The sequence below is a fragment of the Streptomyces sp. NPDC050856 genome, from assembly GCF_040653855.1.
Lineage (GTDB): Bacteria > Actinomycetota > Actinomycetes > Streptomycetales > Streptomycetaceae > Streptomyces.
In genome coordinates this window covers 23,071-48,056 of the sequence record NZ_JBFAGV010000001.1, presented here as the reverse complement: position 1 = coordinate 48,056, position 24,986 = coordinate 23,071, and the positions used below count along the sequence as shown (strand labels likewise).

Sequence of the window (24,986 nt, the reverse complement as noted above, 5' to 3'; positions counted from 1 at the left end):
GCAGGCCGGTTTCCGACGTGCCCGCGGGATGAAATACCCATGGATGCGAAGTCGCGTGTTGGCGGAGCTCGTTGTAGTGCCGGACCTTATCAACCTCTCATACAGGAAGAGCCAATTGAAGAGACCGATCTCCCAACGGACGCTCGCGCTCCGTTTCTGACCGTCCCTCAGTATTTATTTACATGTCCTTCACAACTTTCGGCACAACCTTTACAAGGCGTGACGCAGATCACAAAGCGTGCGTAGGTATTGTGCCGGTGTGCGTGGGTTTTTTCACTCGCCCTGAGGGCCACTTCATGTTGGTATGGCGAAGCGGATGATGATCGCCGGGACAGGGGGCCTCTCGTTTTGGGAGGTAAGGGAACTGCTTTCCGCAGGAGTTGGAGCATGCCCGGCAGGGCGATGTTGATATCGCATTCCTGTGCACCCGATTTCGAGCCCGATGATGAATATTCGGCCGTCAGCGACGAACTTGGGGATGCAATGAAGGAATACAGCAGAATGCCCGTGAAGCCGCAGCGCAAGCGGCTTACGCGGCGCGCACTGGGCGCGGCCGCAGTCGGCGCCCTGGCTTGGATCACGGCGACCACGGGCATCCCCGGCGGGGCGTCGCAGCAGACGGGCCCCACCGCACTGGTCGCGGGGGACGCCCCCGGTTACACGGTGGAGGATTTCACCTACCCGCACGCGGACAAGATCCTGGCCGAGAAGAACATCGTCCTCAAGCGCGGTGACGGCCACATCACCCTGGCCGACTGTGCGGCCGGCACCGGCCTCCTGGAGATCCTGGCCCGTGACAGGACGGACAAGATCTGCTTCAAGGTGGTGGGCGACTCCGGCTGGCTGACCCTAGAGATCCCCGCGGTCTACGCGGTCAAGGGCAACGACTACACGACCTCGGTCGACATGACCGTAGGTACCGAGGAGAAGTCGTTCGACATCAGCAAGAACGCCTGGACCTCGGTGGGTGAAACCGCGGACCCCGAGGGCCGCGATCACCTGCTCGTCGAGATCAGGTCCTCCAAGTAACCGCAGGTCGACATCGACATGCTCACCACTCCGCGGTCCGGTGCCCACAGGACGCGCGGCCCTCGTGCCCAGGAAGCCACATTCATGTACCTCTCCAGACGCCCCCGTCTCTCCGCGCTGGCCGCTGCCCTGCTCGCGGCCCCCGTCGTGCTGAGCGCTGCCCCTGCCACCGCACTCACCGGAGCCGACGCCCCGGCACAGCTCAACTACGTCGCGAAAATCAACGTCGGTGAACAGACCGCCTGCACCGGCACCCTCATCGACCGGCAGTGGGTCCTGACCTCGGCCACCTGCTTCGCTGCGGACGGCAACCCCCCCGCAGGCAAACCCGCCATCACCACCACCGTCACTGTCGGCCGAACGGACCTGACCCAGCCCAGCGGCAGTGTCCTGTCGGCCATTCGACTCGTCCCACATGCCGACCGGGACCTGGTGCTCGTCAAACTCGCCGCCAGGATCACGGATCCGAGCATCACGCCCGTCCGGTTGGCGACCACGCCCGCCGCTGCGGGTGAGGAGCTGGTGAAGGCCGGATTCGGACGCACCAAGACCGAATGGGTGCCCGACAAGCTCCACACCGGCACGTTCACCGTCGCCTCCACCACGGACACGACAGTGAACCTCAACGGCTCCGACACCGCGACCGTCTGCAAGGGCGACTCCGGCGGGCCCGCTCTGCGCACTGTCAACGGCACCACGGAACTCGTCACCGTTAACTCCCGCTCCTGGCAGGGTGGATGTTTGGGCATCGATCCCGCCGAAACCCGTACTGGTGCCATCGACACCCGTGTTGATGGCATCAGCGACTGGGTCGATAACGCCACCTCGCGCAATCCGGACGACCTCACCGGTGACGGCAAGGCCGACCTCGCGGCCGTCAAGAGCGACGGCATTCTGTGGATCTACCCAGGCACCGGAAAGACCGGCATGGGCACCCTGGGAACCCGCTTCCAGGCCGGCACCAGCTGGACGAGCCAGGACGCCATCACCATCGGAGACCTCAACAACGATGGCATCGGTGACCTCCTGTCCCGTCAGGCGTCCGACGGCACGTTGTGGGTCTACCCCGGCACCGGGAAGCCCGGCATGGAAGCCCTCGGCACCCGGTATCAGGTGGGCAGGAGCTGGCAGTCCCAGGACGTAACTCGCGCTGGGGACTTCAACGGTGACGGGCTCACCGATGTACTGACCCGTCAGGCGTCCGACGGCACGTTGTGGGTCTACCCCGGCACCGGGAAGCCCGGCATGGAAGCCCTCGGTACCCGCTACCAGGTCGGCACCAGCTGGAAGAGCCAGAACGTCATTACCACCGGCGACATGAACAACGATGGGCGCACTGATGTGTTGTCCCGTCAGGCGTCCGACGACACGTTGTGGGTCTACCCCGGCACCGGGAAGACCGGCATGGAGACCTTCGCTACCCGGTACCAGGTCGGCAGAAGCTGGCAGACCCAGGACGTCACTCGCACCGGGGACTTCAACAGTGACGGGCTCACCGATGTACTGACCCGTCAGGCATCCGACGGCACGCTGTGGGTCTACCCCGGCACCGGAAAGACCGGCATGGACGCCTTCCCCAGCCGCTACCAGGTCGGCACCAGCTGGGGGCCCTACCGCATCATCTGAGCGGCAGGGGTGACCTCTGATTCTTCCCCGCACTCATCTCGAGGGTGCGGGGGAGATCCCGAACCATCGGCAGCGGCACCGGTCAGCACCCCGGGCCGCGATATCACTGGCGACAACAAGGCCGACTTTCGGAGTCACGACAGCGCCCCCGGCCATCGTCCGGGGGCGTTCTGTGTTCGCTGAGCGACGCCTCGGAGGTCTCAGGGTGCGTCCGCACCGTTGCGTAGCGCTTGGCGCTCCACTCGGGTGAGGCGGAAAGCTGGTCTGCGTCCCAGGCCGCGATTTCAGCGTCGATGCGGTCCGGCTTCGTACTCACGCGGTAACTCGTAGTGAAAGAACCAGGTAGGGACTACCGGGTTGTCTTCATCTACTGGCACCAGTGGCACGCCGAGTAGCCGACCGACAGCAGAACGGGGACATTCCGCCGTCGCGCTTCCGCGAACGCCTCCGGGGTCCAGGGCCACCAGTCGACGGGATTGTCGGCATGCTGAAGCAGATAAGGCGAGGTCACACCAGCCAACCGGTTCATACGACCCAGCCTCTCACAAGGCACAGCCCCGCTGGCTGAGCCCCGCGCATGAGCCACGTGGGTGGTGCTGTGCCTTGGGCGGCCTTGGGCGGCCTTGGGCGGCCTTGGGCGGCCTTGGGCGAGGCGGACGCGGAGAACCGCTGAGATGCTCGGGTGGTCCGGGGCGGGCGGCGAGGCGCCCGCGACCGCGATACGACGACGAGGCCGATGGCGGTCCACAGCATCGCGGTGGCAGCGATGAGACGGCTGCGGGGGGCGGCCGGCGTCCCGGACGAGGTTCCGTCCTTGGGCGATGAACACGTCGCGGGGACGGTCGAACACCGTGGGCGGCGTCGTACCGGCCGTCGGTGATCGGCTGCCGGCCCGTCGCACCGCCTGGCCGCCCGCGCGTGAGCACACAGCGCGCCCCGCGCCACCTCCACCGGTGTCAAGGGGCGTCCGGCCACCGCCCGGCACGCCGGCCTGCGGGGCGGGCAGCCGGCCGGCGGGCAGCCGGGGCTCCATGACCGCGCCGGCCGGGGCGGGGCCATGGAGTCGCGTCGGAGCGGGGCGCGGGCCCCTTCGCCGGGGAACGGCCCGCGTGCCCTACTTCCGGGCCGCGCCCTTGTCCGGGTTCGCCGGAGCGGCCGGCTCCGGGGCCTCCTCGAAGTCGACCTTGCCCATGTGGCGGTTCATCGACTTCATCAGCAGCCATACGCCCACGGCCATCACCGCGAAGACGAGGAAGCCGAGGATGCCCGGGGTCACCTTGTTCTCGTCGAGCTCCTTGGCCGCGAGCGGGACGAGCTGGGTCAGTGCCTGGTGTGCGCTCATGTCAGGCATTGTCCCGGATGCCCGCGAAGAGGTCGTCCTCGGGGAGGGAGGTGTCCACCAGGGACTTGGCCAGCTCGTACTCCTCCGTCGGCCAGACCTCCTTCTGGATCTCCATCGGCACGCGGAACCAGCCGCCGTCCGGGTCGATCTGCGTCCGGTGCGCGATCAGCGCCTTGTCGCGGATCTCGAAGAAGTCGGCACACGGAACGTGCGTGGTCAGGGTCCGCTCGGCGCGCTGGAACTCCTCCCACCGCTTGAGCCACTCCCCGTACGGCGACTCCAGGCCGCGCGCCAGCATCGCCTCGTGCAGCGCGACCGTGCGCGGCCGGTTGAAGCCCTGGTTGTAGTAGAGCTTCAACGGCTGCCAGACCGGGCCGAACTCCGGCTCCGGGTACTTCTCCGCGTCGGCCGCGCCGTCGAAGGCCACCATCGTGATCTTGTGGGTCATGATGTGGTCGGGGTGCGGGTAGCCCCCGTTCTCGTCGTACGTCGTGACGACCTGCGGGCGGAACGCGCGGATGGAGCGCACCAGACGTCCGGCCGCCTTGTCGACGTCCTCCAGGGCGAAGCAGCCCTGCGGCAGCGGCGGCAGCGGGTCGCCCTCCGGCAGGCCGGAGTCGACGAAGCCGAGCCACTCCTGCTTGACGCCGAGGATCTCGCGCGCCTCGTCCATCTCCTTGCGGCGCACCTCGTGGATGTTCTCCTCGATGTACGCGTCGCCCTGGAGCTTCGGATTGAGGATGGAGCCGCGCTCGCCCCCCGTGCAGGTCACGACCAGCACGTCCACCCCCTCGGACACATACTTGGCCATCGTGGCCGCGCCCTTGCTCGACTCGTCGTCGGGGTGGGCGTGAACGGCCATCAGTCGCAGCTGCTCAGTCAAGACTCGATCCTCAGTGATTCGTCGCGAAATGTAGGAGCCGTCCCGTGGGGACGTCGGTCCGGGGCAGTGGTCGGGCGGCAGGAAGGGGCTTCTATAGTGACGGAACGGATGGCCGGAAAATTCCTTCGTCCGGCGCACGCCCCGGGGACGAGAGGAACGTCATGAGCGCGGGCAGTGAGGGGCGTGACCTCCCCGAGGGCCGTTACGGCCGCTCCGCGGACCAGCGCGCCGACCGCGGACTGAAGATCCTCGGGGCCGTGCTGGGCGTCGCGCTGCTGGCTCTGATCGGCTGGTTCGGTTACCACCACGTCGCCGGGAAGAAGATCAGCGCCGAGCTGATCAAGTTCGACGTCTCCGCCCCCGACCGGGTGCGGGTGCACCTGGAGGTCCGCAAGGACCGGGACGCCAAGGGCTACTGCACGCTGCGGGCGCTCGCCGACAGCGGCGCCGAGGTGGGCCGCCGGGACGTCCGTCTCGACCAGGCGCGGGACCGGATCGACGAGGTCTTCACCGTACGGACCACCGCCCCGGCGACCAGCGCCCAGCTGCTGGGCTGCACCGCCGAGTAGCGGCCCGAGCGCGCCGGCCGGTGGCCGGCGGCCCGGGCGACAGGCCGCAGGAGCACCGCGCTCACGGCTGTGACCTGCGGTGACGCCGATTCCGTGACTTTCGTCCTCCCCTTGGCCCCGCGAAATTGTTAGGCTCGTGGTTTCGCCCATCCAGGAAGGCACAATCCTTCTGGGTAGGGCGATGCTTTGTATTCCCAGTACCGACGAGGAGCACCTGTGACCCAGACCAGCGAAAACGTCACCTGGCTCACCCAGGAGGCGTACAACCAGCTCAGGGCCGAGCTGGAGTACCTGTCTGGTCCCGCGCGAACCGAGATCGCCGCCAAGATCGCGGCGGCGCGCGAGGAGGGCGACCTGCGTGAGAACGGCGGGTACCACGCGGCCAAGGAGGAGCAGGGCAAGCAGGAGCTGCGCGTGCGCCAGCTGACCCAGCTGCTGGAGCACGCGAAGGTCGGCGAGGCCCCCGCGGAGAGCGGTGTGGTGGCTCCCGGCATGGTCGTGACGATCGCGTTCGACGGGGACGAGGACGACACGGTGACGTTCCTCCTGGCCTCCCGCGAGTACGCGAGCTCCGACATCGAGACGTACTCCCCGCAGTCGCCGCTCGGCACCGGCGTCAACGGCAAGAAGATCGGTGAGGACGCGGAGTACGAGCTGCCGAACGGCAAGAAGGCGTCCGTGCGGATCCTCGACGCCCAGCCGTACCAGGGCTGAGCCGCCGGGGCGGCCCGGGCTGCCCGACGAACGAGAGCAGGGGCCGGACCGCGCCGCGCGGTCCGGCCCCTGCCGTGTGCCGGCGGGCCGTGGTGCCGTCCCGTCGCCGGCCCGTCCGCGTCTGCCGCCGGCGGGCTGCCGGCCCGGGGCCGGGCCGGCACGGCGGCGCCCGCTCACACCGCCGCGGAGCGGTACTTGCGCACCGCCAGCGTGCGGAACACCGCGATGATCAGCACCGACCAGATCAGCGAGGCCCACACCGGGTGCTGCATGGGCCAGGCGCCGGAGTCCGAGACGCCGGGGTTGCCGAACAGCTCGCGGCAGGCCTGCACGGTGGCGCTGAACGGGTTCCACTCGGCGACGGGCTGGAGCCAGGACGCCATCCGGGACGCGTCGACGAACGCGTTCGACAGGAAGGTCACCGGGAAGAGCCAGATCAGCCCGCCGGAGGTGGCCGCCTCCGGGGTGCGGACGGACAGGCCGATCAGCGCGCCGATCCAGGAGAACGCGTACCCGAGGAAGAGCAGCAGCGCGAAGGCGCCGAGCGCCTTGGCGATGCCCTCGTGGATGCGCCAGCCCACCAGCAGCGCGACGACCGCGAGGACGACCACGGTGAGCGCGGTCTGCACCAGGTCGGCGAGCGTCCGCCCGGTGAGCACGGCCCCACGGGCCATGGGCAGGGACCGGAATCGGTCGATGAGGCCCTTGTGCATGTCGTCCGCGATGCCCGCGCCCGCGCCGGCCGTGGCGAAGGTGACGGTCTGGGCGAAGATGCCGGCCATCAGGAACTCGCGGTAGACGCCCGGTGCCGTGGTGCCGCCGATGTTCATGGAACCGCCGAACACATAGCTGAACAGCACGACGAACATGATCGGCTGGATGAGTCCGAAGACGACCATTTCCGGGATCCGGCTCATCCGGATGAGGTTTCGCCGGGCGATCACCAGGGAGTCGCGGACCGACCGGGCGATACCGCCGCGCGGCCGGGGTGCGGCGGGGCGGACGATACCGGTCGCGGTGCTCATTTCGCGGCCTCCTCACGCGACGAGCCGGGTTGGCGGGACCCGCGGGAGAGGTTCGACCGGCGGGAGTCCCGGGCGTCCCGGGCGTCCCGGCGGCCCCCGTCCCCGCCCCCCTGCTCGCCGTCGTCGCCCTCGTCACCGTCGGGGTCGCCGCCACCGTCGTCGCCGTCGTCGGCCCCCCGCTCGGCGGCGTGGCCGGTCAGCGAGATGAACACGTCGTCCAGGGTGGGGCGGCGCAGCCCGATGTCGTCGATCTCCACGCCCCGGGCGTCCAGTTCGCGGATGACCTCGGCGAGCAGTTTGGCGCCGCCGGTGACCGGGGCGGTGAGCTCGCGGGTGTGCTCCTCGACGGCCACGTCGCCCTTGCCGAACCCGGCGAGGACGGCCCGGGCCGGTTCGATCTCCTCGCGCCGGTGGACCACCACCTCCACGCGCTCGCCGCCGGTACGGGCCTTGAGCTGGTCGGATGTGCCCCGGGCGATGACCTTGCCGTGGTCGACGACGCAGATGTCGTGGGCGAGGTGGTCGGCCTCCTCCAGGTACTGCGTGGTGAGCAGCAGCGTCGTACCGCCGGCGACCAGCTCCTGGATGACCTCCCACAACTGCTGCCGGTTGCGCGGGTCGAGGCCGGTGGTGGGCTCGTCCATGAACATCACGGGCGGCGAGACGACGAGCGCGGCGGCGAGGTCGAGGCGGCGGCGCATGCCGCCGGAGTACGTCCTGGCCGGCCGGTCGGCGGCCTCGGCGAGGTGGAAGCGGTCCAGCAGCTCGCCCGCGCGTGTCTTCGCGGCTCGGCCGGTCATCTGGTAGAGCTGCCCGACCATCCGCAGGTTCTCGCGGCCGGTGAGGTATTCGTCCACGGCGGCGAACTGGCCCGACAGGCCGATGGACCGCCGGACCTCTTCGGGGTGTTCGAGGACGTCCACACCGGCCACCCGGGCCGTGCCGCTGTCCGGCCGCAGAAGGGTGGTCAGCACGCGCACGGCGGTGGTCTTGCCGGCGCCGTTGGGGCCGAGCAGCCCCAGGACCGTCCCCTCGGGGACGTCGAGGTCCACGCCGTCCAGAGCTCTGACGTCGCCGAAGGTCTTGACGAGACCTTCGGCGTGGATTGCGCCTGGCATGTGGGATCTCCCATGAGTGGCAGGTGCGAGCGTGACATCGGATATTCGGGACGATTCGCTAATCGAGCTTAGGGACGCGGGGCGCGGTCCGCCCGCCAAACGAGTGACACCGGCGGCCCGGAGCGGGAGAGAACGGGATATGTCGCGTCTCTCCGGAGGCCCGTCCCTCGACCCGGCCCGAACGGCGTCACGGCGTCACGGCGTCATCGCGCCACGGCGGGGCGGCAGGGCGGCGTCACGGCAGGACGGTGTACCCCGCCTCCCGCAGGGCCGCCGCGACCTCCTCGCAGTGCTCCGGGCCCTTGGTCTCCAGGTGCAGCTCCACCTCCACCTCGGTGAGCCCGAGGCGGGGGTCGGTGCGCACGTGTCCCACGTCGAGCACGTTGGCGTCGGCCAGCGACAGCACTCCCAGCAGGGTCGCCAGCGCCCCCGGCCGGTCCGTCAGCCGCAGCCGCAGACTCAGGTACCGCCCGGCCGCCGCCATCCCGTGCCGCAGGATGCGCTGCATCAGCAGCGGGTCCACGTTGCCGCCCGACAGCACGGCGACCACCGGCCCCTGGAAGGTCTCCGGCGAGGTCAGCAGCGCCGCCACCGGGCTCGCCCCGGCCGGCTCGACCACCAGCTTCGCCCGCTCCAGGCAGAGCAGCAGGGCGGACGACAGGGCGTCCTCGGAGACCGTGCGCACCTCGTCGACCAGCTCCGCGACCAGCGGGAACGTCACGTCGCCGGGGCGGCCCACCTTGATGCCGTCGGCCATCGTGGGGGCGCACGGCACCGACAGCGGACGGCCGGCCCGCAGCGAGGACGGATACGCGGCGGCGCCCTCCGCCTGGACACCGACGATCCTGACGTCCGGCCGCAGCGCCTTCACCGCGACGGCGATGCCCGCCGCGAGCCCGCCACCGCCCACGCCGACCACGATCGTCCGCACCTCCGGGCACTGTTCGAGGATCTCCAGACCGACCGTGCCCTGACCTGCGATGACGTCCGGGTGGTCGAAGGGGTGGATGAGGACCGCGCCCGTCTCGTGCGCGTACCGCTCCGCGGCGGCCAGCGTCTCGTCCACCACCTGTCCGTGCAGCCGGACGTCGGCGCCGTACTCGCGGGTCGCGGCGATCTTCGGCAGCGGGGCCCCCACCGGCATGAACACCGTGGAGCGCACCCCGAGCAGCGTGGAGGCCAGCGCGACGCCCTGCGCGTGGTTGCCGGCGGACGCGGCGACGACCCCGGCCGCCCGCTCCTCGGGCCGCAGGCAGGAGATCCGTACGTAGGCGCCGCGCAGCTTGAACGAGCCGGTGCGCTGCAAGTTCTCGCACTTGAGGTGCACCGGCGCCCCCACCAGGCGCGACAGGTGCCTGCTGCCCTCCATCGCGGTCGTCCTCGCCACGCCCGAGAGCATCTTCTGGGCTCCGCGGACGTCGTCGAGGAGGACCGGGTGTGAGGAGCGAGTCGTACGGAAGCTCATGACCGCAAGTCTGGCAGCTCATCACGTTTGTGCAGCGCCGGTACGGACGCGCACCGGGCCGCGTACTCTGTCCCCCACCAACCGACCGCCGCACGAGAGAGCCCCGCAGCCATGCCCACATCTCAGGACATGACGACTGATCTTGACCAAGGTCTCCTCGATGCCCTTCAGCACCAGGTGGCCGTCTTCGCCCGGCGGGCCGAGCAGACCCGCCTCGGCGGCACCGGCCAGCTCCGCAACTCCATGGACCGCGCCGCCTACCTGCTGCTCAACCGGCTCGACCAGGAAGGCCCGATGGGCGTGAAGGCCCTGGCGGCGGGGATGGGCATCGACTCCTCCACCGTGACCCGCCAGGTCGCGCCGCTGGTCGACACCGGCCTGGTCAAGAGGACCTCCCACCCGGAGGACGGCCGCGCGGTCGTGCTCCAGCTGTCGCCGCGCGGCCAGGCCCGGCTGGAGGAGGTCCGCTCCTCGCGCCGCGAGCTGATGGCACAGGTGACGAAGGGCTGGACGGAGGCCGAGCGCGAGTCGTTCTGCACGCTGCTCACCCGTTTCAACTCGGCGCTCACCGTCCGCCAGGCCAATCTGCACATCACCGACCCGGAGGCCGCGCAGCCCTCTTGACCCCGTGGCGCGCCTGCCCTCATATGAGGACGTGGCCTCAGACGGGGACGGCGCGGACCGGGACTTCGAGGCGTTCGTCGCGGGCGCGGGCGGCCGGCTGCTGCGTGCCGCCACGCTCCTGACGGCCGAGCCGCCCGACCGCAACCCCCGCGCGCAGGCGCTGCTGGTCGCCGCGCTGGCCGCCACGTACGCCCACTGGGACGGGCTGCGCGGCGAGGACCCCTACGCCCGTGCCCGGCAGGAGCTGGCGGCCCGGTTCGCCCGCGCCGCCTGGCGCTGCCGGCGGGGCCGGGGCGACCCGCTCGGCCGGCTCGCCCCCCGGGCCCGGCTGGTCCTGGTGCTGCGTCTGTACGAGGGCCTCGCCGACGAGCAGACGGCGGCGCTGCTCGGCCTCCCGGTGGAGCGGGTCCGGACGGTGCGTCGCCAGGCGCTCCGCGCCCTGCGCGACGCCCCGGTGCCGGTCCCGCCACCGGTGCCGGTCCCGCCGGCGGCACCGGGCGAGGGCGCGGTGCGCGCCGGGCCGCCCGGGTGAGCCGGCCCGAGCGCGGGGAGGACGAGGTACGGCGTCTGCTTCAGGCGGGGCCGTGCCCACGGCTGCCCGCCGGCCTGCCGCGCCGGGCACTCGCCCGGGGCGCCCGCGCCCGGCGCCGGGCGCGGGCGCTGCGCCGGGCGCTCTGGGCGCTGCTCACCGCACTCGCGCTCGCGTTCACCTGCTGGGCGGTGGTCGCCGAGCCGTGGCGACCGCCGCCGTCCGACACCGCGCCGCCCTTCGAGGGCTGGTGACCCGGTGCCGGAAGCGCGGCCCACGGGCCCGCCGCCCACCGTCCGGAAGTCGGGCGCCCGGCCCACGGGCCCCGTTCCCCGCCGGCGGGGGCGGGCTCAGCCCAGTGCCTGGCGCAGGTCCGCCAGCAGGTCGTCGACGTTCTCGATGCCGACCGACAGCCGCACCAGGTCCGCCGGAACCTCCAGCGCCGAACCGGCGGCGCTGGCGTGCGTCATCCGGCCCGGGTGCTCGATCAGCGACTCGACACCGCCCAGGGACTCGCCCAGGGTGAACAGCCGCGCGCGGTTGCAGACCTCCACCGCCGCCGCCTCGCCGCCCTCGACGCGGAACGACACCATGCCGCCGAAGTCCCTCATCTGCTTGACGGCGATGTCGTGGCCGGGGTGCTCCGGCAGGCCCGGGTAGTAGACCTGCGCCACCTTGGGGTGCTTGACCAGCATCTCGGCGACCTTCGCCGCGTTCTCGCTGTGCCGGTCCATGCGCACCGCGAGCGTCTTGATGCCGCGCAGCACGATCCAGGAGTCGAACGGCCCGGCCACCGCGCCCATCGCGTTCTGGTGGTACGCCAGCTCCTCGCCCAGCGTCTCGTCGCTGGTCACCAGCGCCCCGCCGACGACGTCCGAGTGGCCGCCCATGTACTTGGTCAGGGAGTGCACGACGACGTCCGCGCCCAGCGCCAGCGGCTGCTGGAGGTAGGAGCTGGCGAAGGTGTTGTCGACCACCAGCTTGGCACCGGCGGTGCGCGCCACGTCCGCGGCGGCCTCGATGTCCGTGATGCCCAGCAGCGGGTTCGAGGGGGTCTCGACCCAGATGGCCTTCGTACGGTCGGTGACGGCGGCGCGCAGCGCGGCGGGGTCGGAGCTGTCGGCCACCGACCACTCCACGCCCCACCGGGCGACGACCTTGGCGAACAGCCGGAAGGTTCCGCCGTAGGCGTCATTGGGGATGACCACGTGGTCACCGGGCGCCAGCAGCGTACGCAGCAGGCAGTCCTCGGCGGCCAGGCCGGAGGCGAAGGCCAGCGCGCGCCGGCCGCCCTCCAGGGCCGCGAGGTTCTCCTCCAGGGCGGTACGGGTCGGGTTGGCGCTGCGGCTGTACTCGTAGCCGCCGCGCAGGCCGCCCACGCCGTCCTGCTTGTAGGTGGACACCTGGTAGATGGGCGGCACGACCGCGCCGGTCAGCGGGTCGGCGGTATTGCCCGCGTGGATGGCGCGGGTCTCGAAACTCTGGTGAGTGTGGTCGCTCATGAGGTCCGAGCGTAGTCCGGGCGGCAACCGTGGCCATCGAGTCCGGGACAATGTGCGTATGGAGATTCTCTGGTTCCTGTTCGCGGTCGGCCTGATCGCCGTCGTGGTGGTCCCGTGGCTGACGCGCCGCCGCGCCGGTATCCGCCTGGCCGAGCCCGGCGCGCCGGACGCCGCCGATCCCGGCGCGTACGGCTTCGTACGGCAGGAGCAGCTCGACGTCCGGATGCCCGGCCCCGACCAGGACCTGGTGGACGTCCTGGACGTGGTGCAGCGGACGCAGGACTGGCGGGCCGCGTCGCAGCTCCTGGCGGGCACCGGCAAGGAGGGCGAGGTCCGCTGGCAGCGCGTGCAGGCCTTCGCCGGCGCCGCGTCGCTGGAGCTCCAGCAGCGGCCGGGCGCCGGGGGCGCGTGGCTGCGGGCCTGGCGGGCGGAGCAGCCCAAGGACGCGGGCGGGGCGGCCGTGCACGCGGAGTTCCTGGTGCAGCAGGCGTGGCGTTCGTCGTCGGCCGGCACGGACGACTTCCGGATCATCCTCGAAGAGGCCCGTACGGTGTGCGGCGAGGCCGCGCTGCTCGCCCCCGGCGACCCGGTGCCGTACATCGTCGAACTCGCCGTCGCCCGGGGCCTGGGGTACTCGCCGGAACAGTTCGACCAGGTGTGGGCGAAGATCATCGACCGCGCTCCGCACCACATGGGGGCGCACCTGGCGGCCCTGCACTACTGGTGCGAGAAGTGGCACGGCTCCCGCAAGGACGCGGACCAGTTCGCGACCGCCGCCGCCGCGCGCGCCCCGCAGGGCTCGCTGCTCGCCGCGCTGCCGCTGTTCGCGGTCTTCGAGCACCTTCCGGAGATCGCGCTGGTACGGGACTTCTACGCCACCGAGGTGGTCGCCAGGGCGATGGAGGGCGCGCTGTACGCGGTGCACTCGGCCCGGCCCGACGACCCGATGCTGGCGCACGTCCGGCACCTGCTGGTCCACTTCCTGGTCCGCGCGGAGCGCTGGTCCGAGGCGATGCACCAGCTCGTCCACGTGGACGGCCACGTCGGCGCCCTGCCGTGGACGCTGAGCGAGGACCCGGCGGCGGAGTACGCGGTGTACCGCGCGCTGGCGGTGGCCGGCTACGAGGCGAACGGCGGCAGCCCGGCGACCCTGCCGAGGTGACCCGGCCGTCCTGACCCGGCCGTCCTGACCCGGCCGTCCTGACCGGGCCGTCCTGACCGGGCCGGGACGACCCGGGGCCGGGATGACCCGGGCCGGGGACGCGCGTCGTGGCCGACCGGGCCGGGGTCACCCGGCCCGCCGCCGGCCCGGAATTCCGGGCGGCGCTCGCACGTTGACCGAAAGCCGCCCTCGGCGCCACCGCGAAGGAGTCCGCGTCATGCTGTTCGGCCGTACGCCCGTCCTGCCCAGCCCCGAAGAAGCCCTGAAAGGCCGCCCCGAGCCGGAGTTCACCGTGCCCGAGCGCCACACGGTCCTCGGCAACCCCCTCCTCGGCCCCTACCCGGCCGGCCTGGAGACCGCGGACTTCGGCCTGGGCTGCTTCTGGGGCGCCGAGCGCGCGTTCTGGCAGGCCGAGGGCGTCTGGACGACCCTCGTCGGCTACCAGGGCGGCTACACGCCCAACCCCTCCTACGAGGAGGTCTGCTCCGGCCTGACCGGCCACACCGAGGCCGTCCGCGTGGTCTTCGACCCGTCGGTCGTGCCGTACGCGTCGCTGCTCAAGCTCTTCTGGGAGTCCCACGACCCCACCCAGGGCTTCCGCCAGGGCAACGACGTGGGCACCCAGTACCGCTCGGCGATCTACACCCACTCCCCGGCCCAGGCCGCCGCGGCCGAGTCGTCCCGCGACGCCTACCAGAAGGTCCTGACGGCCGCCGGCCACGGCACGATCACCACCGAGATCCTCCCCGCGCGGGACCGCCCCTTCCACCCGGCGGAGGCGTACCACCAGCAGTACCTGGACAAGAACCCGGGCGGCTACTGCGGCATCGGCGGCACGGGGCTGTCCTGCCCGATCGGCGTCGCGAAGGCCGACGGCTGAGCCGAGGCCCCGCAGCCGGTCACCGCACGGGTGGCCGGCTCCCGGTGGGTGGTGCGCGGCATGATCTCGCGCTTGGACACACCACGGGGGACCCGGCAGCGGTGGCCGCCGCAGCAGCCGTCCGGACGACCACCGCACCGACAACCTCCGCACGGACGACAGCCGTACGCGCCGGCGCCGTACGGGCGGCAGCCCCACGCCGCACCGCCGCCGTACCACCCGGCGCCCGTTCCGCCGCCGTACCGGCAGCCGGACCACCCACCGCCCCGCCACGGCCGGCCGCCCCATGGCCAGGAGACCCACGGGTGGCCGCCGCACACCGCCGCGCGGCGGGTACCGGGGCCCGCCGAGGAGGGCCGCCGGGTGCCCGCCGTGGTGCTCGACCTGGCCCTGGCCCGCTTCCTGCCCTCCGCGCCGGCGGCCGCCCCATGGCGGACGACGACGGCGAGCCGTACGGCGCCGACCTGCCGGGGCTGCGGTACGCCCGGCGCAAGGACCTGCGGACCCACGGCCTGTGACGGTACGGAAAGGCGGCGGCACCCCGGTGGGGTGCCGCCGCCTTCCCCGCTCACGCGCTCACGCGGTCACGCGCGGGTTCAGACCGCCGAACCGGCCTTCCACTGCGACCAGCTCATGTTCCAGCCGTTGAGGCCGTTGTCCGGCTTGATGGTCTCGTCCTTGGAGTTCTTGACGACGACCACGTCACCGACGATCGAGTTGTCGAAGAACCAGGCACCCGGCTGGTTGGGGTCGTTCGCGCCCTTGGCGTCGTTCAGGCCCACGCAGCCGTGGCTGGTGTTGGCGCTGCCGAAGATCGAGTCGGAGCCCCAGTAGTTGCCGTGGATGAAGGTGCCCGACGTGGACAGCCGCATGGCGTGCGGCACGTCCTTGATGTCGTACTCGCCCTTGCCGTCGTCGTCCGTGAACCCGACCGTCGCGCCGTTCATCCGGGTCTCCTTGAACTTCTCGGAGATCACCATCTGACCGTTGTACGTGGGGTTGTCCGGGGAGCCGGCCGAGATCGGGATCGTCTTGAGCGGCTTGCCGTCCCGGACGACCTTCATGGTCTTCGCGGCGACGTCGACCGTGGAGACCTGGCTGCGGCCGATCTTGAAGGTGACGGTCTTCTGCTGGACGCCGAAGACGCCCTTGGCGCCCTCGACACCGTCGAGGTTCAGCTTCACCGTGACGGTGGAGCCGGCGGTCCAGTACTGCTCGGGCCGGAAGTCGATGCGCTGCGAGTTGAACCAGTGCCCGACGATCTCCTGGCCGCTGGTCGAGGAGACCTTGATCCCGGTCTGGACGGCCTTCTTGTCCGTGATCGGCTTGTTGAAGGTGATCGAGACCGGCATCCCGGCGCCGACCGTGGAGCCGTCCTCGGGCGTGTAGTTCCCGATGAAGCTGTTGTCCGGCGAGACGGTGGTGAAGGAGGAGTTCTCGTGGGCCTCGCGGCCCTCGGCGTCCTTGGCGCTGGCCGAGATCTTGTAGGTGGTCGCCCGCTCCAGCTGCGCGGAGGGCTTCCAGCTCTTGCCGTCCGCCGCCATCTCGCCCTTGACGGTCGTGCCGTCGGCGGTGGTCATCGTCACCTGGGTGAGAGTGCCGTCGCTCACGGTCACCTTGGCGTCGTCGTTGATGCCCGCGTTGTCCGCGCCGTTCTTGGGCGAGATCGCTATTCGGGCCTGCGAGACGTCCTTGGCCGCCGCTTCGTCCACCTGGGCCTGTGACTTCTTCGAGCTGTCGGCGCCGCCGCCCTTGGCCTCACCGTCGTTGCAGGCCGTAAGCACCAGCACGCCGCCGAGCAGTGCGGACGCGGCCGCCAGGCCCTTGCGCCGCTTGCTGTCCGTCATCACACGCTTCTCCATCGTCGCCGATTCCCTGCCCACTGTTCCAACAACACCCATACCGACCCGTCCGGTTCCACATGCCCCGGAGATGTGGGGAACACCACTGATCGACGCACGCGGGGCCGCCGGCGGTTCCCGGCAACGGGCCGGCCCCGGGCGCGCGCCTGACGGGCGGCGGACCGGGGCCGGGCGGGGAACCGCGTCAGGGTTCCGCGCTACGGCCGCCGGGCGCCGTCGTCCTCGCCGCCGGGGTACTCCCCATCATCCCCCTCATCGTCCTCGTCCATGTCCCACTCCTCCGCCGCCCCCGGCTCGTACGCGGCCTGCTCGCTGGTCCAGGACGCCTGGACGAGTTCCACGCCGGGCACCTCGCCGACCAGCTCGACCGGTTCCACGAGGTACGCGAGAGCTTCCGCTTCGTCCTCCCGCACCGCCGACCGGGCGTGCGCCCGCTCGTCGTCCGGCATGAACTCGTCCTCGTCGATCCGCTCCACAGCGGCAGCGGTGAGCTCTGCGGTGTCGGTGATCTCCAGCACCAGGTCGACGCGAAGCCGTACATAACGTGATGTCTCAACAGGGTTCATATGACGGAGCGTAGGCTCCCGGGGCACGCGACTTTCCCGCGACCCGCTGAGTTCATTAGCATCGGCGCACCCACCAATTCTCGGTTCCGCAAGGGGATCTGAATCCGTGTCCGTCGCACGCCGACCGCTGCTGACCACCACCGCCGCCGGGACCCTGCTGGCCGCCCTGTGGTTCGTTCCCTCGGCCAACGCCACCGTCGAGCAGCCGCCCGCGGAGCAGGGGACGAGAGCCACCACCCACGCCGGCACCGCGACCGCCGGAGCTGCGGTCACCGGGGCCGGCTCCGAGCGGTCCGGCCTGCCGGCCGGCCCCTCCGGTTCGCGGCAGGGGCTGGTCCTCGCCGACACCGGCAGCGTGGACACCACCCCGTACCTGATGGGCGGCGTGGCGTTCCTGGCGGCCGGCGCGGGGCTGGTGAGCTTCGCGGTGCGCCGGGGGACCCCCGCCGCGTCCTAGCGGGCGGGGGCCGGTCCGGGAGCCGGGTCAGGCCAGCGGGCCGGTGACCGCCTCGACGGCCGCCAGCAGCCCGCCCTCCCGCACGAAGGCGTCGGTGGCCTCCAGGTCGGGCGCGAGGAAGCGGTCCGGCCCGGGGCCCTGGACGCCGGCCGCGCGCAGTGCCTCGATGGCGGCGCGGGACGCGGGGGCCGGGGTGAGGCCCTCGCGCAGCTCGATGGCGCGGGTCGCCGCGTACAGCTCCACCGCGATGATCCGGTTGAGGTTGCCGACGGCGGTGCGCAGCTTGCGGGCCGCCGACCAGCCCATCGAGACGTGGTCCTCCTGCATGGCGGAGGACGGGATGGAGTCGGCGGAGGCCGGGACCGCCAGCCGCTTCAGCTCGCTGACCAGTGCGGCCTGCGTGTACTGGGCGATCATGAGGCCCGAGTCGACGCCGGCGTCGTCGGCCAGGAACGGCGGCAGGCCGTGGCTGCGGTTCTTGTCCAGCAGCCGGTCGGTGCGGCGCTCGGCGATGGAGCCGAGGTCGGCGGCGGCGATGGCGAGGAAGTCCAGTACGTAGGCGACGGGCGCGCCGTGGAAGTTGCCGTTGGACTCGACCCGGCCGTCGGGCAGGACCACCGGGTTGTCGACGGCCGAGGCGAGTTCGCGCTCGGCGACGAGGCGGGCGTGGGCCATGGTGTCGCGGCCGGCGCCGGCGACCTGCGGGGCGCAGCGCACCGAGTAGGCGTCCTGGACGCGCGGCGCCTCGTCCTGCTGGTAGTGGCCGGTGAGTCCGGAGCCCTTGAGGACGGCGAGCATGTTGGCGGCGGCGGCGGCCTGACCGGGGTGGGGGCGGATGGCGTGCAGCTCGGGGGCGAGCACCTTCTCCGTGCCGAGCAGCGCCTCCAGCGACAGCGCGGCGGTGATGTCGGCGGACTTGTAGAGCTTGTCCAGGTCGGCCAGGGCCATGATCAGCATGCCGAGCATGCCGTCGGTGCCGTTGAGGAGGGCGAGCCCCTCCTTCTCGCGCAGCTCCACGGGCTCGATGCCGTGCGCGGCGAGCAGTTCCCCGGCGGGCCTGACGATGCCGTCGGGGCCCTCGGCGTCGCCCTCCCCCATGAGCGTCAGGGCACAGTGGCTGAGCGGCGCCAGGTCCCCGGAGCAGCCCAGCGAACCGTACTCGTGCACCACGGGGGTGATGCCCGCGTTCAGCACGTCGGCCATGGTCTGCGCCACCTGGGGGCGTACGCCGGTGTGCCCGGAGGCGACCGTCTTGAGGCGGAGGAACATCAGCGCCCGCACCACCTCCCGCTCCACGGGCGCGCCCATGCCGGCGGCGTGCGAGCGCACGATGTTGCGCTGAAGCTGGGCGCGCAGCTCGGTGCTGATGTGCCGGGAGGCGAGGGCGCCGAACCCGGTCGACACGCCGTAGACCGGCTCCGGCTTGGCGGCGAGGGCATCGACGATCTCCCGGGCCCGGGCGAGCGCGGCGAGGGCCTCCGGCGAGAGCTCCACCCGCGCGTTGCCACGGGCCACGGCGATGACGTCCTGTGCGGTGGTGCCGGACGTCCCCACCACGACTGTGTGCATATCCATATTCAGCACCCTACGGACTGAATCCCAGCATGTCACTACCCAGTCTCCCGGGAGCCCCTTACGCGCCCCCGCCCGGCGGCCCTCACGCCTCCGGGTGCGCGTCCCGGAAGCGCCGGCGGTCCCGGGACGCGGTGGGCGGGGCGTCCGCCAGCCGGATCACGGTGCCGTCCCGCCCGGCCACCACCGGCTTCGGCGAACGCGCCGCCTTGGCCCGGTACTGGGCCGCGTCGGCCAGCCGGAACAGCCGCCGCGCCGAGGCCACCGGACCGATCGGGTCACCGGTGGAGGCCACCCCGCAGGCCACGCCCTCGCCCAGCTCCAGCTCCCCGGCCCGTACGCACAGCTCCTCCGCCACCGCGACCACCTCGTCCGCCTCCGACCCCTCCGAGACCAGGCAGAACTCGTCGCCGCCCAGCCGCGCCGCCAGGGCCCCGGGCAGCATCGCCCCGCAGTACGAGAGCACAGAGCCGAATCGTTCCAGCAGCCGGTCCCCCACCGCGTGGCCATGGGTGTCGTTGACCTGCTTGAGGCCGTTCAGGTCGCACACCACCAGGCTGACCACCGCCCCGTCCGCCAGGAAGCGCTCGACCGCCTCGTCCAGCCGCATGTCCACCGCCCGCCGGTTGGCCAGGCCGGTCAGCGGATCGGTGAAGGCGAGCTTGCGCACCTCCTCCAGCCGCTCGGTCTGGGCGATCCCGGCCGCCACCACCGACGCCAGGACCGTGGCGAAGTCGGCGTCGCCCCGGTCGAACACCGGCGCCCCGGCCGGCCGGGCCACGTACAGCTCTCCCCAGGCCCGTCCGTGCATCACTATCGGCGCGACCACGCAGCAGCCCCGGCCCCGCCGCCGCAGCGCGGCGACGCGCTGCTGGCAGTAACCGTGGGCACCCGGCCCCGGCCCCGCCGCCGTCTCGACCCACGCGTTGGGCTCCCCGCCACCCGCCCACTTCTCGTGCAGGAACTCGGTGATCTCGGAGAACTGGTGGACGGGGTACGTCTCCGACTCGGGGAACTCCTCCTCCCCGGCCGCCCGGTCACCCGCGTTGACCAGCACCCTCAGCCGGCCGTGGTCCCGCTCCCAGACCGAGAGCGCGGCGAACGTGCCACCGAGCGCGTCCCGCGCGCCCAGCGCGGCCGCACGCCACGACTCGCGCGGGGTGTGCGCCGCCGCCATCGCCTGCGCCAGCCCCACTACGGCACGCAGCCGGACATCCTCACCCATTCCTCAAGCTTAGGGACGATCCATAACTTTTGACCCGCCGGACCGTCGCACGGCCCGGATTCGCGCATACCCGGTCCCCGCCCGCCCAGTCGCACCCCGGCGGGCCGCCACCGGACCGGCCCGCCCGGGCCCCGCCCGCACCGCCCCGGTCCGCGACGGGCCCGGTCCGGACCGCCGCCGGGGCGCTCACTCGCCGGGCCACCGCGGCTTCCGCTTCTCGTTGAACGCCGCCACGCCCTCGGCCCGGTCCCCCGAGAACGCCACCGACCGCCACGCCGCGTCCTCGACCTCCAGCCCGGCCCGCAGGTCCAGCCCCTGCCCGAGCCGCATGGCCCGCTTGGCGGCGCGCAGCCCGACCGGCGAGTTCGCCGCGATCCGGGCGGCCAGCTCCAGCGCCCCGTCCCGGGCGTCGGCCACCAGCTCGTCGACCAGCCCCAGGCGCGCCGCCTCGCCGGCCGCCAGCCGCCGCGCGGTGAACACCAGCTCCGCCGCCCGGGCCGCCCCCACCCGGCGCGGCAGCAGCTGCGTACCGCCGCCGCCCGGGATGACCCCGACCGACACCTCGGGCAGCCCGACCACCGCCGTGTCGTCGGCGACGATCAGGTCGCAGGCGAGTGCCAGCTCGAACCCGCCGCCCAGGGCGAAGCCGTGCACGGCGGCGACGGCCGGCATCGGCAGCTCCAGGACCCCGGTGTAGGCGGCGCGGGCGGTCGGCCGCTGCCGCACCAGCTCCGCGTCGGTGAGGGAGTTGCGCTCCTTGAGATCGGCGCCCACGCAGAAGGCCCGGTCGTTGGAGGAGGTCAGCACGGTCACCCGGACCGACGGGTCGGCGCCGAGCGCGTCGCACGCCTCGGCGATGGAGCGGGCCATCCCGGTGGAGACGGCGTTCATGGCCTTGGGCCGGTCCAGGACCAGCTCCGCCACGTGCTCATGGCGCCGTACGGCGACGAACTCCCCGAAGCGCTGCTCGGACATGCGTGACACCCTCCCGGTTAACGAGCGTTAGCGATCGTCATCCGGTGATCCTAGGCTCCCGCCGCTTCAGCTGCCAGGGTTCGATCACTCCCAGGCCACGCACCGGCCGCTGCCACATGGGCTGGAGCGCGAAGCGGTACGAGGGCGGCTCCTCGCCCTCCTTCTCCGCGCGGGCCGCCTCCTCCGCCGCCCGGGTCTCGGAGGCCGGTGCCTCGCCGGTACGGGAGAGCTCCTCGGCCAGCGCCCCGTCGACCAGGACCGTGTCCTTGGGCGCTATCGACGTGAGCCGGCTGGCCAGGTTCACCGTGGTACCGAACACATCGCCCATGCGCGTGGTGACCGTGCCGAAGGCGATGCCGACCCGCAGCGCGGGCATGGTGTCGTCGTGCCGGAGCGTCTCGATCAGGCGCAGCGCTATCTCGGCCGCCGTGCCCGCGTCGTCAGCGGCGAACAGGACCTCGTCGCCGAGCGTCTTGATCAGCCGGCCGCCGTGCGCGGCGACCAGGTCGGCGGAGGTGGTCTCGAACGCCTCGACCAGCTCCCCCAGCTCCTCCTCCTCCAGCCGCCTGGTCAGCCGGGTGAAGCCGACCAGGTCCGCGAAGCCGACCGCCAGACGCCGGTCCACCATCTCCTCGTCGTCGGCGGCCTGCACCACCCGGCCGGTCGCGGCGGCGAGCTGGCGCCGCCACACGTACACCAGGAACTCCTCCAGCTCCGGCAGGAGCAGTTCCACCAGCGGATAGGTGACCTCGGTGCGGGTCATCCCGGGCTCGGGCGGTTCGGTCAGGCCCTCCAGGAAGGAGTCGATCTGCCATTCGGCCAGCCGGGCGGTGGTCTGCCCGGTGGAGCGCGCCACCTGCACCGCCATCGGCTCGCTGAGCAGGCCCGCCTCGACCAGACCGGCCAGCCGCCGCAGCGCCAGCACGTCGGCCTCGGTCAGCGCCTTGGCCTGGCCGATGTCGGCGAAGCCCATGGCCCGCCAGAACCGGGAGGCCAGTTCCATCGAGACGCCGGCGGTACGGGCCGCCTGGAAGGGGGTGTAGCGCCGCTCGGCGCCCAGGATGAGCTGTTCGAGGCGGATCGCCAGAGGGTCGTCGGTCGGCTCCGCCGTGTGGTCGACGACATGGTGGGGGGTCGGGTATTCGGCCCCGCCCGCATTCGCGTCGTCGACGCTCACCGGCCGCCTCCTGCCCGTTCCCTGCGCACTGCCCTGCCGATCTGTCGCTGGATCGCCTCAACGATACGGCAGGTGTGCCCTGGCTCACGTCCCGGCCGGCCAGCGCGTTCAGGCCACCGGGCGCAGATGGACGATGTCGCCCGCCCCCACGGCCTCCCGGCCGCCGTCCGGGGCGGCCACCACCAGGTGTCCGCCGCTGTCCACCGCCACCGCCTCCCCCACGAGCGCGCGGTCGCCGGGCAGCTCGGCGCGGACCCGGCGGCCCAGGGTCGCGCAGCCCGCCTCGTAGGCCTCCCGCACTCCGGAGGCGTCGGGGTCCCCGTCGGCAGCCGTCCACTTCCCGTACCAGTGCTCCAGCGAGCGCAGGACGGCGCGCAGCAGCGGGTCGCGGTCGGTGGAGACGGAGTCGGCCAGCGCCAGCGAACCGGCCGTGGGGACGGGCAGCTCGTCGGCGCGGAGCGTGACGTTGAGGCCGACACCGACGACGACGCCCTCCTCGCCGGCCCGCTCGGCCAGGATCCCGCCGGCCTTGCGTTCCTCGCCCGCCACTTTCACCAGCAGGTCGTTGGGCCATTTCAGCGACATGTCGACTCCGGCGGCACGGGTCAGGCCGGCCGCGGCGGCCACCCCGGTCAGCAACGGCAGCCAGGCCAGCCGCCGGGCGGGTACCCGCGGCTTGAGCAGGACGGAGAAGAACAGTCCGGAACGCGGGGGGGCCGACCACACCCGGTCGAGCCGCCCCCGTCCCGCCGTCTGCTCCTCCGCGACCAGCACCGCGCCCTCGGGCGACGAGCCCGCGCGGGCGGCGAGGTCGGAATTGGTGGAGCCGGTCGCCGTGACGATGTCGAGCGAGGTCCACAGCCCCCCGGGGACCAGCAGGCCGCGGCGGAGCGCGGCGGCGTTGAGCGGGGGCCGTTCCAGGTCCGACCAACGGCTTCCTGAACCATGTGTGGGCGTCATGCAAGCCAGCGTAGGTGTGGTAAACACCGCACTGCCGAACGGTATCGGCGCCGATACGCTACGGATCAGTAGCCAACGAACCCGTGACCAGGCAGGGAGCCGCATCCCGATGTCCGAGCCGGCAGAGCCCCAAGAGCCCGAAGAGCTCCACAAGACCGACATCCACACCACCGCGGGAAAGATCGCGGACCTGCAGCGCCGTATCGAGGAGGCGACACACGCGGGCTCCCAGCGTGCCGTCGAGAAGCAGCACGCCAAGGGCAAGCTGACGGCCCGCGAGCGGGTCGACCTGCTGCTGGACGAAGGCTCGTTCGTCGAACTGGACGAGTTCGCCCGGCACCGTTCGACCCATTTCGGCCTGGAGCGGAACCGTCCGTACGGCGACGGGGTCGTCACCGGGTACGGCACGGTCGACGGCCGGCCGGTCGCGGTCTTCTCCCAGGACTTCACGGTGTTCGGCGGCGCCCTGGGCGAGGTCTTCGGACAGAAGATCGTCAAGGTCATGGACTTCGCCCTGAAGACGGGCTGCCCGGTCATCGGCATCAACGACTCGGGCGGCGCGCGCATCCAGGAGGGGGTGATGGCGCTCGGCATGTACGGCGAGATCTTCCGCCGCAACACCCACGCCTCCGGTGTCATCCCGCAGATCTCGCTGGTCGTCGGCCCGTGCGCGGGCGGCGCCGTCTACTCCCCCGCCATCACCGACTTCACGGTGATGGTCGACCAGACCTCGCACATGTTCATCACCGGTCCCGACGTCATCAAGACGGTCACGGGTGAGGACGTCGGCTTCGAGGAGCTGGGCGGCGCCCGCACCCACAACACCACCTCGGGCGTGGCGCACCACATGGCGGGGGACGAGAAGGACGCCATCGAGTACGTCAAGTCGCTGCTGTCCTACCTGCCGTCGAACAACCTCTCCGAGCCGCCGGCCTTCCCGGAGGAGGCGGACCTGGAGCCCACCGGCGAGGACCGGGAGCTGGACGTCCTCATCCCGGACTCGGCGAACCAGCCGTACGACATGCACACCGTCCTGGAGCACGTGCTGGACGACGGCGAGTTCCTGGAGACCCAGGCGCTGTTCGCGCCCAACATCGTCACCGGCTTCGGACGGGTCGAGGGCTTCCCGGTCGGTGTCGTGGCCAACCAGCCGATGCAGTTCGCCGGCTGCCTGGACATCAACGCCTCGGAGAAGGCCGCCCGGTTCGTGCGCACCTGCGACGCGTTCAACATCCCGGTGCTGACCTTCGTCGACGTACCGGGCTTCCTGCCCGGCGTGGACCAGGAGTACGGCGGCATCATCCGGCGCGGCGCCAAGCTGATCTACGCGTACGCGGAGGCCACCGTCCCGCTGATCACGGTGATCACGCGCAAGGCGTTCGGCGGCGCGTACGACGTGATGGGCTCCAAGCACCTGGGCGCCGACCTGAACCTGGCCTGGCCGACCGCGCAGATCGCGGTGATGGGCGCGCAGGGCGCGGTGAACATCCTGCACCGGCGCACCATCGCGGAGGCCGAGGACCAGGAAGCCACCCGGGCCCGGCTGATCCAGGAGTACGAGGACACCCTGCTCAACCCGTACACGGCGGCCGAGCGGGGTTACGTCGACGCGGTGATCATGCCGTCGGAGACCCGGGCGCAGATCGTCAAGGGCCTGCGTCAGCTCCGTACGAAGCGGGAAAACCTGCCTCCGAAGAAGCACGGCAACATCCCCCTCTAAGGAG

Annotated in this window: 24 protein-coding genes and 1 pseudogene; 11 read left to right on the top strand and 14 right to left on the bottom strand. The window is 71.9% G+C overall.

Translation table 11 applies throughout. The annotated features are described in order from the left end of the window. Positions 1-501: 501 nt before the first annotated feature. Positions 502-1,029 carry a hypothetical protein gene (locus AB0H53_RS00245; RefSeq protein WP_362104733.1) on the top strand — a complete coding sequence of 176 codons (528 nt, stop codon included), beginning with the start codon at positions 502-504 and terminating at the stop codon, positions 1,027-1,029. An 84-nt stretch (positions 1,030-1,113) separates the two neighbouring features. Next, positions 1,114-2,655, top strand: coding sequence for an FG-GAP-like repeat-containing protein (locus AB0H53_RS00240; RefSeq protein ID WP_362104730.1), 1,542 nt, complete (start codon positions 1,114-1,116; stop codon positions 2,653-2,655). Between the two features lie 373 nt (positions 2,656-3,028). On the opposite strand, the pseudogene AB0H53_RS00235 reads toward AB0H53_RS00240, so the two are convergent. The 3 genes and pseudogenes from AB0H53_RS00235 to mca form a co-directional block, all read right to left on the bottom strand. Then, positions 3,029-3,184, bottom strand: a pseudogene (locus tag AB0H53_RS00235) (DUF255 domain-containing protein); the annotation flags it as partial. A 585-nt stretch (positions 3,185-3,769) separates the two neighbouring features. After that, positions 3,770-4,006, bottom strand: a complete 237-nt coding sequence (locus AB0H53_RS00230) for a hypothetical protein (RefSeq protein WP_362104727.1) — start codon at positions 4,004-4,006, stop codon at positions 3,770-3,772. Next, positions 3,999-4,880 (bottom strand): mycothiol conjugate amidase Mca, encoded by an 882-nt coding sequence (mca, locus tag AB0H53_RS00225; RefSeq protein WP_362104724.1) that lies wholly within the window; start codon positions 4,878-4,880, stop codon positions 3,999-4,001. Before mca ends, AB0H53_RS00230 begins: the two co-directional genes overlap by 8 nt. Before the next feature lie 161 nt (positions 4,881-5,041). On the opposite strand from mca, the gene AB0H53_RS00220 reads away from it, so the two are divergent. Further along, complete coding sequence (locus AB0H53_RS00220) at positions 5,042-5,449, top strand: DUF4307 domain-containing protein (protein ID WP_362104721.1); 408 nt, start codon at positions 5,042-5,044, stop codon at positions 5,447-5,449. A gap of 216 nt (positions 5,450-5,665) precedes the next feature. Next, positions 5,666-6,163: a transcription elongation factor GreA gene (greA, locus tag AB0H53_RS00215; protein WP_362104718.1), complete on the top strand. Its 498-nt coding sequence runs from the start codon at positions 5,666-5,668 to the stop codon at positions 6,161-6,163. Between the two features lie 173 nt (positions 6,164-6,336). Here greA and AB0H53_RS00210 read toward each other — a convergent pair whose 3' ends face one another. The 3 genes from AB0H53_RS00210 to ilvA all read right to left on the bottom strand — a co-directional run bounded on the left by AB0H53_RS00210 (position 6,337) and on the right by ilvA (position 9,771). Beyond that, positions 6,337-7,188 (bottom strand): ABC transporter permease, encoded by an 852-nt coding sequence (locus tag AB0H53_RS00210; RefSeq protein WP_362104715.1) that lies wholly within the window; start codon positions 7,186-7,188, stop codon positions 6,337-6,339. Further along, positions 7,185-8,306, bottom strand: coding sequence for an ATP-binding cassette domain-containing protein (locus AB0H53_RS00205; RefSeq protein ID WP_362104713.1), 1,122 nt, complete (start codon positions 8,304-8,306; stop codon positions 7,185-7,187). The genes AB0H53_RS00210 and AB0H53_RS00205 overlap by 4 nt, the downstream gene beginning before the upstream one ends. 235 nt (positions 8,307-8,541) lie before the next feature. Further along, the gene (gene ilvA, locus AB0H53_RS00200; protein ID WP_362104710.1) at positions 8,542-9,771 is read right to left on the bottom strand and encodes a threonine ammonia-lyase; all 1,230 of its coding nucleotides are present in this window, start codon (positions 9,769-9,771) and stop codon (positions 8,542-8,544) included. A gap of 111 nt (positions 9,772-9,882) precedes the next feature. Between ilvA and AB0H53_RS00195 the strand changes: the two genes are divergently transcribed. Genes AB0H53_RS00195 through AB0H53_RS00185 form a run of 3 tightly spaced genes read left to right on the top strand, consistent with a single transcriptional unit; the run spans position 9,883 to position 11,178 of the window. Continuing rightward, positions 9,883-10,395: a MarR family transcriptional regulator gene (locus tag AB0H53_RS00195; protein WP_362104707.1), complete on the top strand. Its 513-nt coding sequence runs from the start codon at positions 9,883-9,885 to the stop codon at positions 10,393-10,395. A gap of 31 nt (positions 10,396-10,426) precedes the next feature. Continuing rightward, entirely contained in the window at positions 10,427-10,927 is a 501-nt protein-coding gene (locus tag AB0H53_RS00190) for a sigma factor-like helix-turn-helix DNA-binding protein (RefSeq protein ID WP_362104704.1), read from the top strand. After that, positions 10,924-11,178: a hypothetical protein gene (locus AB0H53_RS00185; protein WP_362104701.1), complete on the top strand. Its 255-nt coding sequence runs from the start codon at positions 10,924-10,926 to the stop codon at positions 11,176-11,178. Before AB0H53_RS00190 ends, AB0H53_RS00185 begins: the two co-directional genes overlap by 4 nt. A gap of 96 nt (positions 11,179-11,274) precedes the next feature. Here AB0H53_RS00185 and AB0H53_RS00180 read toward each other — a convergent pair whose 3' ends face one another. Beyond that, complete coding sequence (locus AB0H53_RS00180) at positions 11,275-12,426, bottom strand: cystathionine gamma-synthase (protein WP_362104698.1); 1,152 nt, start codon at positions 12,424-12,426, stop codon at positions 11,275-11,277. A gap of 58 nt (positions 12,427-12,484) precedes the next feature. On the opposite strand from AB0H53_RS00180, the gene AB0H53_RS00175 reads away from it, so the two are divergent. Next, positions 12,485-13,588: a hypothetical protein gene (locus AB0H53_RS00175; RefSeq protein WP_362104696.1), complete on the top strand. Its 1,104-nt coding sequence runs from the start codon at positions 12,485-12,487 to the stop codon at positions 13,586-13,588. 217 nt (positions 13,589-13,805) lie between these two features. Continuing rightward, complete coding sequence (gene msrA / locus AB0H53_RS00170) at positions 13,806-14,468, top strand: peptide-methionine (S)-S-oxide reductase MsrA (protein WP_362104693.1); 663 nt, start codon at positions 13,806-13,808, stop codon at positions 14,466-14,468. Positions 14,469-15,064: 596 nt separating this feature from the next. Here the strand turns inward: msrA and AB0H53_RS00165 are convergent. Beyond that, entirely contained in the window at positions 15,065-16,330 is a 1,266-nt protein-coding gene (locus AB0H53_RS00165) for an Ig-like domain-containing protein (RefSeq protein WP_362104690.1), read from the bottom strand. A 197-nt stretch (positions 16,331-16,527) separates the two neighbouring features. Then, a complete protein-coding gene (locus AB0H53_RS00160; protein WP_362104687.1) occupies positions 16,528-16,896 on the bottom strand; it encodes a hypothetical protein in 369 nt (122 codons plus the stop codon). Positions 16,897-17,002: 106 nt separating this feature from the next. Between AB0H53_RS00160 and AB0H53_RS00155 the strand changes: the two genes are divergently transcribed. Next, on the top strand, positions 17,003-17,353 hold the full coding sequence (locus AB0H53_RS00155; protein ID WP_362104684.1) for a hypothetical protein: 351 nt from the start codon (positions 17,003-17,005) through the stop codon (positions 17,351-17,353). A gap of 27 nt (positions 17,354-17,380) precedes the next feature. Here the strand turns inward: AB0H53_RS00155 and hutH are convergent, their stop codons facing one another. The 5 genes from hutH to AB0H53_RS00130 form a co-directional block, all read right to left on the bottom strand. Next, a complete protein-coding gene (hutH, locus tag AB0H53_RS00150; protein WP_362105614.1) occupies positions 17,381-18,922 on the bottom strand; it encodes a histidine ammonia-lyase in 1,542 nt (513 codons plus the stop codon). 88 nt (positions 18,923-19,010) lie between these two features. After that, entirely contained in the window at positions 19,011-20,150 is a 1,140-nt protein-coding gene (locus tag AB0H53_RS00145; RefSeq protein WP_362104681.1) for a sensor domain-containing diguanylate cyclase, read from the bottom strand. 186 nt (positions 20,151-20,336) lie between these two features. After that, positions 20,337-21,134: an enoyl-CoA hydratase-related protein gene (locus tag AB0H53_RS00140; protein ID WP_362104678.1), complete on the bottom strand. Its 798-nt coding sequence runs from the start codon at positions 21,132-21,134 to the stop codon at positions 20,337-20,339. A 28-nt stretch (positions 21,135-21,162) separates the two neighbouring features. Next, a complete protein-coding gene (locus AB0H53_RS00135) occupies positions 21,163-22,302 on the bottom strand; it encodes an adenylate/guanylate cyclase domain-containing protein (RefSeq protein WP_362104675.1) in 1,140 nt (379 codons plus the stop codon). A 108-nt stretch (positions 22,303-22,410) separates the two neighbouring features. Next, complete coding sequence (locus tag AB0H53_RS00130) at positions 22,411-23,262, bottom strand: biotin--[acetyl-CoA-carboxylase] ligase (protein WP_362104672.1); 852 nt, start codon at positions 23,260-23,262, stop codon at positions 22,411-22,413. A gap of 109 nt (positions 23,263-23,371) precedes the next feature. Here AB0H53_RS00130 and AB0H53_RS00125 point away from each other — a divergent pair, with 109 nt between their 5' ends. Further along, positions 23,372-24,982 carry an acyl-CoA carboxylase subunit beta gene (locus tag AB0H53_RS00125; protein WP_362104669.1) on the top strand — a complete coding sequence of 537 codons (1,611 nt, stop codon included), beginning with the start codon at positions 23,372-23,374 and terminating at the stop codon, positions 24,980-24,982. Positions 24,983-24,986: the final 4 nt, after the last annotated feature.